At 52.9% G+C, this 16309-nt stretch carries 16 protein-coding genes and 1 pseudogene; 12 read left to right on the top strand and 5 right to left on the bottom strand.

Annotation, left to right across the window (positions count from 1 at the left end):
- Positions 1 to 17 precede the first annotated feature (17 nt).
- Entirely contained in the window at positions 18 to 224 is a 207-nt protein-coding gene (locus HUE57_RS03225; RefSeq protein ID WP_174672706.1) for a hypothetical protein, read from the top strand.
- Here the strand turns inward: HUE57_RS03225 and HUE57_RS03220 are convergent.
- A pseudogene (locus HUE57_RS03220) lies at positions 215 to 973 on the bottom strand (PilT/PilU family type 4a pilus ATPase); the annotation flags it as partial. The gene HUE57_RS03225 and the pseudogene HUE57_RS03220 overlap by 10 nt on opposite strands.
- 193 nt (positions 974 to 1166) lie before the next feature.
- On the opposite strand from HUE57_RS03220, the gene glyQ reads away from it, so the two are divergent.
- Genes glyQ through HUE57_RS03190 form a run of 6 tightly spaced genes read left to right on the top strand, consistent with a single transcriptional unit; the run spans position 1167 to position 5970 of the window.
- Entirely contained in the window at positions 1167 to 2090 is a 924-nt protein-coding gene (glyQ, locus tag HUE57_RS03215) for a glycine--tRNA ligase subunit alpha (RefSeq protein WP_078483764.1), read from the top strand.
- Positions 2087 to 4165, top strand: a complete 2079-nt coding sequence (gene glyS / locus HUE57_RS03210; protein WP_078483763.1) for a glycine--tRNA ligase subunit beta — start codon at positions 2087 to 2089, stop codon at positions 4163 to 4165. The genes glyQ and glyS overlap by 4 nt, the downstream gene beginning before the upstream one ends.
- 5 nt (positions 4166 to 4170) lie before the next feature.
- Positions 4171 to 4506, top strand: a complete 336-nt coding sequence (locus HUE57_RS03205) for a nucleoside triphosphate pyrophosphohydrolase family protein (RefSeq protein ID WP_078483762.1) — start codon at positions 4171 to 4173, stop codon at positions 4504 to 4506.
- 3 nt (positions 4507 to 4509) lie between these two features.
- Positions 4510 to 5055, top strand: a complete 546-nt coding sequence (gmhB, locus tag HUE57_RS03200; protein WP_078483761.1) for a D-glycero-beta-D-manno-heptose 1,7-bisphosphate 7-phosphatase — start codon at positions 4510 to 4512, stop codon at positions 5053 to 5055.
- Positions 5055 to 5771 carry a lysophospholipid acyltransferase family protein gene (locus HUE57_RS03195; RefSeq protein ID WP_078483760.1) on the top strand — a complete coding sequence of 239 codons (717 nt, stop codon included), beginning with the start codon at positions 5055 to 5057 and terminating at the stop codon, positions 5769 to 5771. Before gmhB ends, HUE57_RS03195 begins: the two co-directional genes overlap by 1 nt.
- Before the next feature lie 43 nt (positions 5772 to 5814).
- Entirely contained in the window at positions 5815 to 5970 is a 156-nt protein-coding gene (locus HUE57_RS03190) for a hypothetical protein (RefSeq protein WP_172840274.1), read from the top strand.
- 70 nt (positions 5971 to 6040) lie between these two features.
- On the opposite strand, the gene gyrB is transcribed toward HUE57_RS03190, so the two are convergent.
- The 4 genes from gyrB to dnaA all read right to left on the bottom strand — a co-directional run bounded on the left by gyrB (position 6041) and on the right by dnaA (position 12379).
- Positions 6041 to 8458: a DNA topoisomerase (ATP-hydrolyzing) subunit B gene (gene gyrB, locus HUE57_RS03185; protein ID WP_078483773.1), complete on the bottom strand. Its 2418-nt coding sequence runs from the start codon at positions 8456 to 8458 to the stop codon at positions 6041 to 6043.
- Positions 8459 to 8488: 30 nt separating this feature from the next.
- On the bottom strand, positions 8489 to 9562 hold the full coding sequence (gene recF / locus HUE57_RS03180) for a DNA replication/repair protein RecF (protein ID WP_078483759.1): 1074 nt from the start codon (positions 9560 to 9562) through the stop codon (positions 8489 to 8491).
- A 128-nt stretch (positions 9563 to 9690) separates the two neighbouring features.
- Complete coding sequence (gene dnaN / locus HUE57_RS03175; protein ID WP_078483758.1) at positions 9691 to 10791, bottom strand: DNA polymerase III subunit beta; 1101 nt, start codon at positions 10789 to 10791, stop codon at positions 9691 to 9693.
- A gap of 226 nt (positions 10792 to 11017) precedes the next feature.
- Positions 11018 to 12379 (bottom strand): chromosomal replication initiator protein DnaA, encoded by a 1362-nt coding sequence (gene dnaA, locus HUE57_RS03170; RefSeq protein ID WP_078483757.1) that lies wholly within the window; start codon positions 12377 to 12379, stop codon positions 11018 to 11020.
- 182 nt (positions 12380 to 12561) lie between these two features.
- Between dnaA and rpmH the strand changes: the two genes are divergently transcribed.
- Genes rpmH through mnmE form a run of 5 tightly spaced genes read left to right on the top strand, consistent with a single transcriptional unit; the run spans position 12562 to position 16307 of the window.
- Positions 12562 to 12696, top strand: a complete 135-nt coding sequence (rpmH, locus tag HUE57_RS03165) for a 50S ribosomal protein L34 (protein WP_078483756.1) — start codon at positions 12562 to 12564, stop codon at positions 12694 to 12696.
- 26 nt (positions 12697 to 12722) lie between these two features.
- Positions 12723 to 13079: a ribonuclease P protein component gene (gene rnpA, locus HUE57_RS03160; protein WP_078483755.1), complete on the top strand. Its 357-nt coding sequence runs from the start codon at positions 12723 to 12725 to the stop codon at positions 13077 to 13079.
- Positions 13058 to 13294, top strand: coding sequence for a membrane protein insertion efficiency factor YidD (gene yidD, locus HUE57_RS03155; protein WP_078483754.1), 237 nt, complete (start codon positions 13058 to 13060; stop codon positions 13292 to 13294). The genes rnpA and yidD overlap by 22 nt, the downstream gene beginning before the upstream one ends.
- Positions 13287 to 14936 (top strand): membrane protein insertase YidC, encoded by a 1650-nt coding sequence (gene yidC / locus HUE57_RS03150; RefSeq protein WP_078483753.1) that lies wholly within the window; start codon positions 13287 to 13289, stop codon positions 14934 to 14936. Before yidD ends, yidC begins: the two co-directional genes overlap by 8 nt.
- Positions 14937 to 14954: 18 nt before the next feature.
- Positions 14955 to 16307 carry a tRNA uridine-5-carboxymethylaminomethyl(34) synthesis GTPase MnmE gene (gene mnmE / locus HUE57_RS03145; protein ID WP_078483752.1) on the top strand — a complete coding sequence of 451 codons (1353 nt, stop codon included), beginning with the start codon at positions 14955 to 14957 and terminating at the stop codon, positions 16305 to 16307.
- Positions 16308 to 16309 lie beyond the last annotated feature (2 nt).

Below are 16309 nucleotides of genomic sequence, written 5' to 3'. Positions count from 1 at the left end.
ACTTAACGCGACCGTTTATGCCTACGGCGCCCCGACCGTCCTGCGTACGTTGCGTAATCACCTCTTCGCGGCTCTACACAACTCCCTCAGTGACTCTACGCCGACATAAAGCCGCTGCGCATTCTTCGTCGTTCGCTCGCGCTCCAACTACGAATAGCAGACGGCGTCGACTATCGGGGACTAACCGCCTTCGCTTCGCTCATCCATGGCGGCTCAGCGGCTGATGGTGTGCATTCTCGGGAAAGAAGTTAATTACACGCTCGAGGGTCTGGTTGGCGTTATTGGCATGCAGGGTGGCGAGACAGAGGTGGCCAGTATCAGCGTAGGCCAACGCATGCTGCATCGTTTCACGATCACGGATCTCACCAATCATGATCACATCGGGCGCCTCGCGCAGGGCATTTTTCAACGCATTGTCGTAGCTGTGGGTATCGAGTCCCACCTCACGCTGGTCGACCACTGACTTCTTATGGGCATGGATATACTCAATTGGCTCCTCAATCGAAAAAATATGACCCGACTTGTTCTCATTGCGATGGTCGATCATCGAGGCCAGTGTGGTCGATTTTCCCGAACCGGTCGAACCGACCACCAGGATCAAGCCACGGGGTGCCATAATCAGATCCTTTAAAATCTTCGGCAGGTTTAGTGCCTCGATGGTCGGTATCCTGGCAGTTATGTAGCGAATCACCATCGCCACTGCACCACGCTGACGGAAGATATTGACGCGGAAGCGCCCCAGCTCAGGCACCGGCATCGCCAGATTCATCTCCAGCTCCTCCTCAAACTCCGCTATCTGCCTATCGTTCATGATGCTGTAGGCGAGCTCTTTCACCATCTCCGGACTCATCGATTGATCGCCTATCGGTCCCGTTACTCCCTCGATTTTGATATTGACCGGTGTACCGGCGCTGAAAAAGAGGTCTGAGGCGCCCTTCTGAACCATCAACTTGAGGTACTGGACTATATCCATGCACGATTCTCCAAATCTCTGTCTGGTCTGTTCATCTCTATGCTTCAACATAGCACGTCACTTTTACCGATCACCACACCCTTTCCAGGGGAAAGAGATCCATATCTGAACAGACATACCCTCACACCTAAGGCCACGCTATAATCGCGCCTTTCGCGCACTCCTTTAACTATAGATCTGGAACGAGAAGTTTATGGCGGACACATCACCGCATCACGACGTCACCACCTTTCAGGGGTTGATCCTCGCACTGCAGGAGTATTGGGCAGCCCAAGGCTGTGTCATTCTGCAGCCACTCGATATGGAGGTCGGTGCCGGTACCTTCCACCCCGCCACCTTCCTACGTTCCATCGGCCCCGAGCCGTGGGCAACCGCCTATGTGCAGCCATCTCGACGTCCTACCGATGGTCGCTACGGAGAGAACCCCAATCGTCTGCAGCACTACTACCAGTTCCAGGTAATTATCAAACCCTCACCGCTCGATATTCAGGAACTCTACCTCGGCTCGCTGAAGTCGCTCGGTATCGATCCGCTGGTGCACGACATCCGCTTTGTCGAGGATAACTGGGAGTCCCCTACCCTCGGTGCCTGGGGACTCGGTTGGGAGGTATGGCTCAACGGCATGGAAGTGACTCAGTTCACCTACTTCCAGCAGGTCGGTGGGCTCGACTGCAAACCGGTGACCGGTGAGATCACCTACGGTCTGGAACGTATTGCGATGTATCTACAGGGTGTCGAAAGTGTCTACGATCTCACCTGGACCCACAACGGCCCCGCTGGTCGGGTCAGCTACGGTGATGTCTTCCACCAGAACGAGGTGGAGCAGTCGACCTACAACTTCGAACACGCCGATACCGAGGTACTGTTCAAGGCATTCGATAACTGCGAGAGCGAGAGCAACAAATTGATCGAAGCCGGTCTTCCGCTGCCCGCTTACGAACAGGTACTCAAGGCGTCTCACGCATTCAACCTGCTTGATGCCCGCCACGCCATTTCGGTGACAGAACGACAGCGCTTTATTCTACGCGTGCGAGCCCTGGCGCGTGCCGTTGCACAGTCCTACTACGAGGCGCGAGAGAAGCTCGGCTTCCCGATGTTGAAAGGGGGTGAGGCATGAGCACAAGCAACGACCTGCTGATCGAAATCGGCACAGAGGAGCTGCCGCCCAAGGCGCTCAAACGTCTCATTGATGCTTTTGAACGTGGCGTCACAGAAGGGCTCAAGGGTGCCTCTCTTAGCTATGGCGAGATCAAGGCCTACGCTGCACCACGGCGTCTGGCGTTGTTGATTGCGGAACTGCAGGGTGCACAGGCCGACCGTCAGGTTGAACGTCGCGGTCCAGCCGTTGCGGCTGCCTTTGATGATGAGGGCAATCCAAGCAAGGCGGCCCAGGGTTTCGCCCGCTCCTGTAGTGTTGAAGTGGATCAGCTTGAGAAACAGGAGACCAAAAAGGGTGCCTGGCTTGTCCATCGTGCTACCGAGACAGGCCGAGCCACCCCTGAGCTAATTCCTGCCATTATCGAGGAGGCGCTGGCCAAGCTGCCGATCCCAAAACGTATGCGCTGGGGCAGCCTCGATGTCGAGTTTGTTCGCCCTGTCCACTGGCTGGTACTGCTCTTTGGTGATGAAGTCATCGACGCTGAGATCCTCGGTGCCAAATCGGGTCGAGAGAGCCATGGCCACCGCTTCCACCACCCCGATACCCTCTATCTCGGTGAACCAGCGGCCTATGCGCCACTACTCGAGACCGAGGGGCATGTGATCGCCGACTACGCCACACGTCGTGAGGCTATTCGCGCCCAGGTAATGAAGACCGCTGAGGAACTCGGTGGCAAGGCGATTATTGATGATGGTCTACTCGAAGAGGTCACCGCGCTGGTCGAGTGGCCGGTCGCAGTGAGTGGTTCCTTCGAAGAACGCTTCCTTGAGGTACCTGCCGAGTCGCTAATCTCCTCCATGCAGGATCATCAGAAGTACTTCCCTGTGGTTAACGAGGACGGCCAACTGATGCCGCACTTTATTACCATCTCCAATATTGAGAGTCAGGATGTCGAGCAGGTACGCGCCGGTAACGAGCGCGTTATTCGCCCACGCCTCTCCGATGCCGAGTTCTTCTGGAATCAGGATCGAAAACAGCCGCTCAGCGCCCACCAGGAGAGCCTCAAAACGGTGGTGTTCCAGAAACAGCTCGGCACCCTGTTCGAGAAGAGCGAACGTGTCGCAGCCGTCTCAACCTATCTTGCCGGTCTACTCGGTGTCGATAGTGATCAGGCTCGTCAGGCCGCACTGATTTCCAAGTGCGACCTGATGACCAACATGGTCTACGAATTTACCGATCTGCAGGGCATCATGGGACGTTATTACGCCAACCATGATGGTCTGCCAGAGTCGGTAGCCAATGCGATGGACGAGCAGTACATGCCACGTCAGGCGGGCGATCAGTTACCGGCGGGAAGTGTTGGTCAGGTACTCGCCATCGCCGACCGCGTCGATACCATGCTCGGTATCTTTGCCATCGGACAAAAGCCTACCGGTACCAAGGATCCCTTTGCCCTGCGCCGTGCAGCACTCGGGCTGCTACGAATCATCATTGAGCGTGGCCTCGATATTGATCTGCATGAGTTACTCAAGGTTAGCGCCGAACAGCTTTGCGGTAAGGTTGATAAGGCCGCCGATGCCGTCGATGAAACACTCGACTACATGCTCGAACGACTCAAGGCCTATTATGGTGATCAGGGTATTAGCAGCGATGTGATCGAGGCGGTACTCGCCTGTCGTCCCACCCGTCCACTTGATTTCGATCGTCGTATCCGCGCCGTATCCGCCTTCCGTAATCTAACCGAGGCGGAGAGTCTTGCAGCGGCCAACAAACGCATCGGCAATATACTCAAGAAGAGTAATGAGCAGATACCAGAAAGTGTCGATGCGGCTGTGCTCAGTGAGACGGCGGAACAGGCGCTGGCTGGAGAGCTGAACAGACTCCATAGCGATGTACTGCCGCTTTTTGAGAGTGGTGACTACGAGGGGGCTCTGACCCAACTCGCCGCGCTGCGTGAGCCGGTCGATACCTTCTTCGATAACGTTATGGTCAACGCCGAGGATGAGCTGCTACGTAAGAACCGTCTGGCACTATTGCGCCAGATTAACCAGCTCTTCCTGCGCGTTGCCGATATCTCACTACTACAGGGGTAGAGAGTATGAGTGATCGTGATTCTTATAAAGAGATGCTAGCTGCGGTACAGTCGTTCCACGACAAACACGACTTCAAAAACACCGGTGGTGAGGATCTACCCTACCGCGTGGCGCTGATGGCCGAGGAGCTGGGTGAGATCTCTGCCTGTGTCACTAAAGGTAAATCGATCGAGGATCTCGCCGAGGAGTGTTCCGATCTATTGATTCTGGTCATGGGCACTGCCATCGCTGAGGATTTCGATCTCAGCTCGGCCTTCTGGAAGAAGATGGACAAGTTGATGAAACGCGAGGCGAAGATGATCAACGGCCGCATCCGTGTTTCTGAATTCAGGGATCAATAAATCTTGGTAAAACTGGTCATCCTTGATCGCGACGGTGTCATCAATGAGGACTCCGACGACTTCATCAAAACCCCCGATGAGTGGGTTCCGATCCCCGGCAGTCTCGAGGCGATCGCACGACTCAATAGTGCCGGTTATCGCGTGGTAGTGATTACTAACCAGTCAGGCATCGCTCGCGGGCTGTTCGATACCGAAACCCTGATCTCGATCCACGACAAGATGCATAACCTGCTCGCCGAAATGGGGGGTGAGGTTGAGGCAGTTCTCTTCTGTCCCCACGGGCCCAAGGATGATTGTAGCTGTCGAAAACCAAGGGGGGGTATGTTCAAACAGCTAGCTTCTCGTCTCGGTATCGATCTGAACGGGGTACCTGCTGTCGGTGACTCCGGACGCGATCTTGAGGCCGCCGCCTCTGCTGGTGCACTCCCTGTCCTTGTCCGCAGTGGTAAAGGTGAACGAACCCTGGCATCTGGTATCTCGCTTGAAGCAATCCCGCTGTTCGAAAATCTGGCGGCCTTTGTCGATTCCTATCTAGCTGAGGAGGGCTAATGCTCTTTCTCCGTTCACTCACCTACTGGATCGGAATGCTGCTCTCCACTCTGGTAGTCGCACCACTCGGTCTGCTGTTGTTCCCCTTTCCGCTCACCGCTCGTTTCCATTTTATTAAGAGCTGGGCACTGTTTAATCTCTGGTTACTGAAGATCACCTGCGGGCTGCGCTATGAGGTCGACGGAGTGGAGAATATTCCGGATCAGACCGTCATTGTCTTCTGTAAACACCAATCGACCTGGGAGACATTGGTCCTGCAGAAGCTCTTTCCACGCCAGGTCTGGGTGCTTAAACGTGAACTACTGAAGATCCCTTTTTTCGGCTGGGGACTGGCGATGCTTGAGCCGATCGCAATCGATCGCTCTGCTGGTCGCAAGGCGCTTAAACAGCTGGTTGATCAGGGCAGTAGATATCTCAACGAGGGGCGTAGCGTAGTGATCTTCCCAGAAGGTACACGCACCCAGTTTGGCAGCAGCGGCAAGTACCACGCCGGTGGCGCCATTCTGGCGCAGAAGAGTGGCTTCCCGGTGCTACCAATCGCTCACAATGCCGGTGCTTACTGGCCCAAACACTCCTTTATCAAATACCCCGGTACAATCCGCCTCTCCATTGGACCAGCTATCGATAGCAGTGGTAAAAAGACCGACGCAATACTCACTGAGTCTGAACAGTGGATCGAGGGCCGCATGGCTGAACTAGGTGGACGGACTGTTTAGCCACACTTTATCGCACTGTTAAAATGCCGATTGGAGATCGATCATGATCAGAAGGTTTATCTATCTGCCTCTCTTTGCACTTCTCATCACGCTACCGGTGGTCGGCTGTTCGACACTTGATGGAGCAAAGACTACGGGCGGGGCCAAGAGCAGCAACCGTGGCAGTAGTGGCCATGTCGGCGTTAAAATCGGTTTTTAACAAATTAAGGGGGGTGCCATCTGCGACGGCACCCCCCTTAATTAGAAATAACTACTTATATATCAACTAGTTAAACATCAATATTCGATGCGGAAAGGGCATTAACCTCAATAAAGTCGCGGCGTGGCTCAACCTGGTCACCCATCAACGTTGTAAAGATCTCATCGGCACCCACCGCATCCTCAATCTTCACCTGTAACAGACGTCGACTCTCTGAATCGAGTGTTGTCTCCCAGAGCTGATCGGGATTCATCTCACCCAGTCCTTTATAGCGTTGAATATGCAGTCCACGTTTCGCCTCATCCATCATCCAGTTAAGTGCCTGTTTGAAACTCATCACCGGCTGGTTACGTTCACCACGCTGAATATAGGCACCCTCACTCAGTAGACCGTCGAGCTGTTCACCTAAAACAACCATGCTCTGGTACTCAACCGAGTCGAAAAACTCGTGGTTAATCACACTATCATTGCTGATACCGTGGTTATATTTACTGACCACCAGATGATAGGGATCGTTCTCCTCTCCCTCCTCAGCACGAATCTCGTAACGAACCGAGGCATCCTGATCATCATTGATACGTGCTTGGAGCTCTGCTGCCCACTCCCCCAGTTGAGCCTGGTTGTGGAAACCCTCTGTACCCAATTTCGGCATATAGATCAGACGCTCAAGAATCTGTTGATCATAGCGACGACTAAGACGACGTATCGTCTGCATCACAGCCAGGTAGTCACGAGTCAGAGCCTCTAAGCCTGGGCCTGTCAGCGGTGGAGCATCAGGATTTACGTAGAGCGTGGTCTTGTCTAGCGAGAGTTGCAGCAGATGGTTATTGAGCTCGGTATCATCCTTTACATACTGCTCCTGTTTACCCTTCTTCACCTTATAGAGTGGCGGCTGAGCGATGTAGATGTGACCACGTTCGATCAGCTCTGGCATCTGGCGATAAAAGAAGGTCAGTAACAGAGTACGGATATGAGAACCATCGACATCGGCATCGGTCATGATAATAATGCGGTGATAGCGTAGTTTGTCGGGATTAAACTCTTCACGACCGATACCGCAGCCGAGTGCAGTAATCAGCGTACCGACCTCTGCTGAAGATAGCATCTTGTCGAATCGTGCCTTCTCAACGTTCAGGATCTTACCCTTAAGCGGCAGGATTGCCTGGGTGTGACGATCACGACCCTGCTTGGCGGAACCACCCGCAGAGTCACCCTCCACCAGGAACAGTTCGGAGAGGGCTGGATCTTTCTCCTGACAGTCGGCCAGCTTACCGGGCAGACCGGCAATATCGAGTGCACCCTTACGACGAGTCATCTCACGCGCCTTACGAGCGGCCTCGCGAGCACGTGCGGCATCAATGATCTTTCCGGTAATCGCCTTCATCTCAGCCGGATTCTCGAGTAGAAACTCCTGCAGCTTCTCAGCCATGGTCGACTCAACGATCCCCTTCACCTCTGAAGAGACCAGCTTATCCTTGGTCTGCGATGAAAATTTAGGGTCGGGAACCTTGACCGAAAGCACTGCGGTGAGACCCTCACGGGCGTCATCACCGGTAGCGTTGATCTTCGATTTTTTAGAGATCCCCTCCTTCTCCATGAACTGGTTGAGGGTACGGGTCAACGCACTACGGAAACCTGCCAGGTGGGTACCGCCATCACGCTGCGGAATATTATTGGTAAAGCAGAAGATATTCTCCTGATAGGAGTCGTTCCACTGCAGCGCTACCTCGACTCCTACCTCATCCTTCTCGGTCGTGAAGTGGAATACATTCTCGATAATGGGCGTCTTATTACGGTTCAGATGCTCAACAAAGGCCCTGATACCACCCTCATATTCGAAGATATCCTCCTTGTCGCTACGCTCATCTGAGATACGGATACGTACACCCGAGTTGAGGAATGAGAGCTCACGTAGACGTTTGGCGAGGATATCGTAGTGATATTCGGTATCAGCAAAGATCTCAACGCTCGGTTTAAAGCGGATCTCGGTACCACTGCTCTTGGTCTCACCCACTGACTTGAGAGGTTCCTGCGGAACTCCCAATACATACTCCTGCTGATAGACCTCACCATTGCGGCAGATGGTCAGTCGTAGAGTCTCTGAAAGGGCATTGACCACTGAAACACCTACACCGTGCAGACCGCCAGAGACCTTATAGGAGTTATCATCAAACTTACCGCCAGCATGTAGAACGGTCATGATGACCTCAGCTGCTGAGACTTTCTCCTCAGGATGCATATCGACCGGAATGCCACGACCGTTATCGGAGACACTGATCGACCCATCACTATGGATCACCACATTAATATCTGAACAGTGCCCCGCCAGTGCTTCGTCAATGGAGTTATCAACCACCTCGAACACCATATGGTGGAGGCCGGTACCGTCATCGGTATCACCGATGTACATTCCAGGGCGCTTGCGTACTGCGTCGAGTCCCTTCAACACCTTAATATTTGACGAGTCGTAGCTATTCTCTTCGCTCATAGGATCCATACCTTTTATATGTGGCGACGATTATACCACCTCTTCTACCGAACCATGTTCCACGTGGAACACACTATAACTCTCCCAGTAGCTGCTATTGAGCAGCTCTGGTTCGATTGCTGAGATGAATAGCTGTGCTGGTAGATTGGCCAAACGTTTCATCAACTCATCCCGGTGATATCTATCCAACTCAGCTGGTAAATCATCTATTAATAACAGACTCCGTTTGTCTGTTGATTCAGCGAGTAGTTGAACCTGAGCCATTCTCAAGGCACAGACGAGCAACTTCTGTTGTCCCCTCGATATATGGGTCTGGACACGTTGACCGCCCATTTTGATAATTAAATCTGCACGGTGTGGCCCATACCTTGTGTGACCCAATTCACTATCGCGGACTAGTGATCGTTCCAGTTGCTCACTATAAGCTTCACTCTTATCCCAACCAGGTTGGTAACTAAGCTCTAATGTTTCGGAACCCACCAGGGGCGCAGCAAACTCTGGGAGTAGTGGTTTTAACCGATCAATGTAATTAATCCTCTGTCGATCAATCTCGTTCGCACAGCTCACCAGCTCTGAATTCCACACTGATGCACTCTTCGAATCGCCAGAACGGAGTGCAGCATTACGCTGCTTTAGTGCCCTTTTATAACGACTCCATATGGGATAGAAACTATGTTCCACGTGGAACACGCCCCAATCGATAAATTGTCGACGCTGTGTTGGACCCTGCTCCAACAGCTCGTGACTATCGGGATTAATGATCAGAAGTGGTATCTGTGAAGCAACCTCTGAGATGGAGTTTGCATTGTTACCCGCAACACGCATCTGTAGTTCACTACTGCTCCGCTGCAGACCAATTGGAATAGTGCCCTCATCCGTACTGATCTCACCAAAGAGAGTAAAACGCTCTTCTCCTCTTTTGATCAGTTGTAACGGTCGTGTTGTCTTAAATGAACTGACCCGACTGAGGTAGTAGATCGACTCGAGCAGGCTCGTCTTACCACTACCATTACTACCATGAATGAGATTGAGATTATTTGAGGGTCGAATATCCGCAGTAGAAATATTGCGAAAATTAGAGACTTTGAAGTGAGAAAGACTCATCGATAGGGCGTTGCCTGATGGGATTTAATGAGACTTTTATTGGAGGTTTTATAAATAAGATAAGAAGATATTCTTGGATAGCTCGACTCGCCCTACCCCATACATTCAGGGTAGGACAGTAGTTGAAGCTAGAGTCGCATCGGCATCACAACGTAGCGTGATGTATCACCTTCGGTCGCCTCAATCAGACAGCTACTATTGGCATCGGAGAGACTAATCTTCACATTGTCATTCTGGATTACATTGAGTGCGTCGATCATGTAGCTGACATTAAAACCGATCTCCAGCTCCTGTCCATCGTACTCCACCTCTATCTCATCCTCGGCCTGCTCCTGCTCTGGATTGTGAGCCAGAATCTCTAGTGCATTGGGTAACAGGTGCAGGCGTACTCCACGGTACTTCTCATTGGAGAGAATAGAGGTGCGAGTGAGAGCTTGTTTGAGAGTTTCTCGATCAGCCTTAATCTCTTTATCACAGCCACTGGGGATTACACGTTCATAATCGGGGAAGCGACCATCGATCAGTTTTGAGGTAAATCCAAGTCCAGGAAGGGTGACCTTAATGTGATTACTTCCAACCTGAATCTCTGCCATCTCATCATTCGATTCAAGCAGTCGTAGTAGCTCCTGAACACCTTTACGAGGCACTATGACCTGCTGATCATCAGTGATCTCGATGGTCGCAGTAACATCACTCAATGCGAGTCGATGTCCATCGGTAGCAACCGCACGAAGACGTTCTGATGTCAGCTGTAGCATAAGGCCATTGAGGTAGTAACGAACATCCTGCTGAGCCATGGCAAAGTGAGTACGTTCTATCAGTCGACGAACTTCAGTCTGTGGCAACTCAAACTTATTGACATTTTTTATCGCATCGACACTTGGAAAATCACTGGCAGGAAGGGTAGATAGTGTGAATCGACTCTTGCCAGATTTTACAATCACCCGGTCATCTTCCAGAGAGAAACTGATCTCAGCACTCTCTGGCAGTGCCCTGCAGATATCAATGAATTTACGTGCGGGTACAGTCGTCTCTCCTGGAGCATCGACAGCAACACTACTGATCGCCTGCAGCTCAACCTCAAGATCGGTTGCTGTAAAGGTGATGCCATCCTGTCCTGCAGAGATCAGAACATTAGAGAGAACCGGTAGGGTCTGGCGTCTTTCGACAACACCACTAACGGCCTGGAGCGGTTTGAGGATCGCTTCACGCTGTACCTTGAATTTCATATATCCATCCCATCTATATAAAAAATAATCTTTTTATTTATTACTTTACTATTACTATTAAGCAGCCCTATTTTTCGGGATAACTCGTAATATTCGTTATAATTCAATTAGCTACAACACTATTTTCAATGTATGAGCCGTATGTATCCTGGGTGTGAGCTGTTAATCAGTTGTGGATAACTTAGGACCCAATTTTATCCACAACTTTACCCACCGTTAATTAACACTATGTTGTCATAGTTCTCAACAGGTTGGCGTGATCCTCTTTGATTCTAAGATCACCCTCCATCAGCTCCTTGATCTTGCGACAGGCATGCAGCACCGTCGTGTGATCGCGACCACCGAACTCTTTGCCTATCTCTGGCAGACTATGGTTAGTCAGCTCTTTGGCCAGCGCCATCGCCATCTGACGGGGTCTGGTGATCGATCTAGAACGTCTGGCAGAGTGTAGATCGGCTACCCGAATCTTATAATATTCTGCTACCGTTTTCTGGATATTTTCAATCGTGACCAGCTTATCCTGCAGCGCGAGTAGGTCACGTAGTGCCTCCTTGGCAAAGTCGAGTGTGATTGGTCGACCGGTGAAGTTGGCGTTAGCCATTACTCGTCGTAGCGCACCCTCGAGTTCGCGGATATTGGAGTGGATACGTTTGGCGATCAGAAAGGCGACGTCCTGTGGCAGTTCGATACCAGCCTTGGCCGCCTTACTCATTAATATAGCGACGCGAGTCTCAAGCTCAGGTGGCTCTATTGCGACAGTCAGCCCCCAGCCAAAGCGTGACTTGAGACGCTCCTCCAGGCCATCGACCTCTTTTGGATAGCGGTCACAGGTGAGAATAACCTGTTGGTTGCCCTCGAGTAGCGCATTGAAGGTGTGGAAAAACTCCTCCTGTGAGCGCTCCTTCTTGGCGAAGAACTGGATATCATCAATCAGCAGTGCATCGACAGAGCGGTAGAAGCGTTTGAATTCGGTGATGGCGTTGTGCTGCAGCGCCTTGACCATATCCTGCACAAAACGTTCGGAGTGTAGGTAGACCACGTTAGCATTAGGGTTGTGCTGCAGGATCATATTGCCGACTGCATGCATCAGGTGGGTCTTACCGAGTCCAACACCCCCATATATAAAGAGGGGGTTGTAGGCCTTGCCTGCATTCTCGGCAACCTGGAAAGAGGCAGCGCGTGCCAACTGGTTAGATTTACCCTCGACGAAGCGGTCGAATGTATAGCTGTTATTGAGACTGCTGCCGCGATTACCGCTGCGTCTGACGGGTGCTTGTTGCGCAGTCAGCGGTGAACTGTTGCTGACAGCACCATTGGGCGACTGCTTATTTTCAGCTACAGGGCGTTTTTGCGTGCCGATCTCAAGAGTAATACGAGGTGGATTGCTGGAGATGCGCCCAGCAATCTCAGCGATTAGTGAGAGGTGGTGCTCCTTGACCCAGTCGAGAACAAAACGGTTGGGTGCGAGTAGTCGTAGCGCATCACTCTCCTCCACGGCATGCAGGGGACGGATCCAGGTGTTGAACTGCTGAGCGTTAAGCTCACCCTCAAGATGATTGAGGCACTGTTTCCAGAGTGCAGATTCCAACGTGTTGACCCCTTGCTACTACGAGTGTTGTTATCGGAGAGGAGTGGGAGTCTAACGCTGATGGAGAAAGTTATCCACAACCATTTTACTTATAATTGGTACACTTCCGTAATTGACAGCGGGCGCCGCTTCCCATATCCTTCCCGATCTTTTTCCGACCATTAATATGGGTTTAGAGCACCATGAAACGTACATTCCAGCCAAGCAACCTCAAGCGTAAGCGCGTCCACGGTTTTCGTGCACGTATGAGCACCAAGAACGGCCGTAAGGTTATCTCTGCACGTCGTGCCAAGGGCCGCGCCCGTCTGTGTGCATAAGTGAGCGGTAGGTTCTGGGGAAACGCATGAACTTCCCCCGACTTGCCAGACTTACACTAAAGCGGGATTTCTCATTCGTCTTTGAGGATCCGTGCAAGGTTAGCGCGGGGTCGTTTACGATTCTGGCGCGCCGCAATGAGCTCAGCCATCCAAGACTCGGCATGGCGATCTCGAAAAAGAATGCCAAGACAGCCGTCTCCAGGAACCGGATCAAACGGATGGTACGCGAAAGCTTTAGAGCCCACTACGAACAGCTTGGCGATTTCGATATTGTCGTTCTGACGCGTCGTGGCGTGATGGAACAGAGCAAACAGCAGTTAAGCATGAGCCTCGAAAAACAGTGGAACGCCTTGGTCAAGCGATGCGCCGCCTCTTTATCCTAATCATTCAGGGTTACCGCTACCTGATAAGCCCGATAGTAGGCAGCAATTGCCGTTTCTATCCCTCCTGCTCCTGTTATGCACTGACGGCCGTTGAGCGTTACGGTGCCCTCAAGGGTGGCTGGTTATCAGTAAAAAGAGTTTCACGTTGTCACCCCTGGCATCCAGGTGGTGTAGATCCAGTACCCGAACCTAATCAGGAAAGATCCCATGGATAACAAGCGCCTGCTTCTCTTTGGAGCGTTCTTCATCACCCTGCTGATGATCTGGCAGGAGTGGGGAGCTTGGCAGGCTGCGAAAAATGCACCGCCTGCACCCGTCGCGGTTCAGGGTGGGAGTAGCATCTCTAGTGCTGCTGATCTTCCCGATACCGCTCCTACACCTGGGGTTGCCTCTCCTGTAGGCGTGCCGGGTACCGGTCAGGTGGTGAAGCAGGCGAAGCGCATTAAGGTGACGACGGACCTGCTGGAGATTGAGATCGATACCCTCGGTGGCGATCTGCGCGTAGCGCGTCTTAGTGCCTACCCGGTCGATCCGGCCACGCCCGATGAGCCATTCCCCCTGCTGGGCGATAGTGGCGAGCTCTTTAATGTAGCGCAGTCTGGACTGCTCTCCGCAGAGACCAAGCTACCGAACCATCATGATATCTACACTTCTGTGGCCGATGATTACAGCCTCGAAGCGGGTCAGGATAAGCTTGAGGTGCGTCTTAGCTGGCGTGGTGAGAATGGTGTTGAGGTCGACAAGATCTATACCTTCCACCGCGGTAGTTATCTGGTCGATCTACGACATGAGCTACGCAATAGCGGCGCAGATCAGTTCAGCGCCAGCCAGTATCGACAGCTGCAGCGTACCGATCCCGGTCAGCAGAGCATGTTCCTCTACACCTACACCGGCGGTGTGATCTATAGCGATGAAGAGCGCTACGAGAAGATCGACTTCGATGAGATGAGCGACAAGAAGCTGGCTCGCGAGATCACCGATGGCTGGGCAGCTATGATTCAACACTACTTCCTTTCAGCATGGATCCCTGTGCGTGGCGAAGCGAATCACTACTTCAGCAATGTTATCGATGGTAACCGCTTCATTCTCGGTCTGCGTGGTCCAGCGAACTCGGTGGCTCCAGGTGCCGCACAACAGTTTGAGAGCCAGCTCTATATGGGGCCGAAGCTGCAGAACGATCTGGAAAAAATCGCCACAGGACTTGAGCTGACCGTTGACTATGGTGTGTTGACCGTTCTGGCGCAGCCGCTCTTCTGGTTGTTGACCTTTATTTACGACAACATCATCAGCAACTGGGGCTGGGCGATCATCCTCCTCACCATCATGATCAAGGCGGTCTTCTACAAGCTCTCCGAGACCAGCTACAAGTCGATGGCGAACATGCGCAAGATCTCGCCGCGCCTGGCAACGCTGAAAGAGCGCTATGGCGACGACAAGCAGCGCTTCCAGCAAGAGATGATGAAGATGTACAAGACGGAGAAGATCAACCCACTGGGTGGTTGTCTGCCGATCCTGGTACAGATCCCGGTCTTCATCGCCCTCTACTGGATGCTGCTTGAGAGTGTTGAGATGCGTCAGGCACCCTTTATTTTCTGGCTAACCGACCTCTCCAGCAAGGATCCCTACTTCGTACTGCCGCTGCTGATGGGCGCCTCAATGATCATCCAGCAGAAGCTCAACCCGGCGCCGCTCGATCCGATCCAGGCGAAGGTGATGATGGCACTGCCGATTATCTTTACCGTCTTTTTCGCCTTCTTCCCCTCGGGTCTGGTGCTCTACTGGGTGGTCAACAACGTACTCTCGATTGCACAGCAGTGGGTAATTACCCGCCGCATCGAGAACGCTGGAAAACCCTGATCCCGACCGATCTGTGCTGTGAGCACTGAGCAGGAGACGATCGCCGCCGTTACCACCCCGCCCGGGGTGGGCGGTGTTGGTATCGTGCGTGTTTCCGGTCCCAAGGTTAATGAGATCGCTAATGCGATTCTTGGAACCCTCCCCCAACCTCGCAGTGCTGAGCTGCACAACTTCAGCGCCAACGATGGCTCTGTAATCGATAGCGGTATCGCGCTACGTTTCCCTGCGCCCCACTCCTTCACCGGTGAAGATGTCTTGGAGTTACAGGGCCACGGTGGTTCAGTAGTGATGGATATGGTGCTGCAGCGTGTGTTGGATTTAGGTGTGCGTCAGGCACGTGCCGGTGAGTTTTCAGAGCGTGCCTTCATCAACGGCAAGCTCGATCTGGTACAGGCGGAAGCGATTGCTGACCTGATTGAGGCAGGCAGTATCGAGGCAGCGCGAGCCGCGCAGCGTTCACTACAGGGCGATTTTTCCAGGGGCATCACTCAGCTGGTCGAGGCGCTGATCGAGCTGCGTATTTACGTCGAGTCGGCGATCGACTTCCCCGAGGAGGAGATCGATTTTCTCGGCGATGGTGTGGTCGCGAGCAAGGTTGATGCTGTTCTCGTACAGCTTACGGAGATTGAGCGGCGTGCCGAGCAGGGCCATCTGCTGCAGGAGGGTATGACGGTGGTGATTGCCGGCCGACCCAATGCTGGCAAGTCATCGCTACTCAATCAACTTGCAGGACGTGAGTCGGCGATCGTCACCGACGTCGAGGGCACCACCCGCGATGTGCTGCGCGAGAACATTCAGCTCGATGGCATGCCACTACATATTATCGACACGGCGGGCCTGCGCGAGAGCAGCGATGTAGTTGAGCAGGAGGGGATTCGTCGCGCCTGGCGTGAGATCGAACAGGCCGATCGGATTTTACTGGTGATTGATGACCAGCTTGGGCTCACCGAAGAGGATGAACTGATCGTGGCTGAGCTCGCGAAAGGGCCCGGACTGACAATTATCAGAAACAAGATCGATCTTAGTGGCCGAACGGCCGGATTCAATGGCAGCACTGCTCACCCCGAGATAGCGCTCTGCGCCAGTGACGGCAGTGGCAGCGATGCTCTGCGTGACCATCTGAAGCAGTGCATGGGTTATCGGGTAGCAGGTGAAGGGGGTTTCAGTGCGCGCCGCCGCCATCTCGATGCGTTGGCGCGAGCACGACTCTCGATTGAGACCGCACAACATCAACTGGCTAATAACGCTGCTGGCGAGTTGATGGCTGAGGATCTGCGTCAGGCGCAGAATGCACTGAATGAGATTACCGGTGAGTTCAGTAGTGATGACCTGCTAGGCAAGATCTTCTCCAGCTTCTGTATCGGTAAGTAGCA

The sequence above is a fragment of the Candidatus Reidiella endopervernicosa genome, assembly GCF_013343005.1.
Lineage (GTDB): Bacteria > Pseudomonadota > Gammaproteobacteria.
The sequence above is the reverse complement of the archived record's forward strand: the minus strand, read 5'-3'. Positions and strand labels throughout refer to the sequence as shown.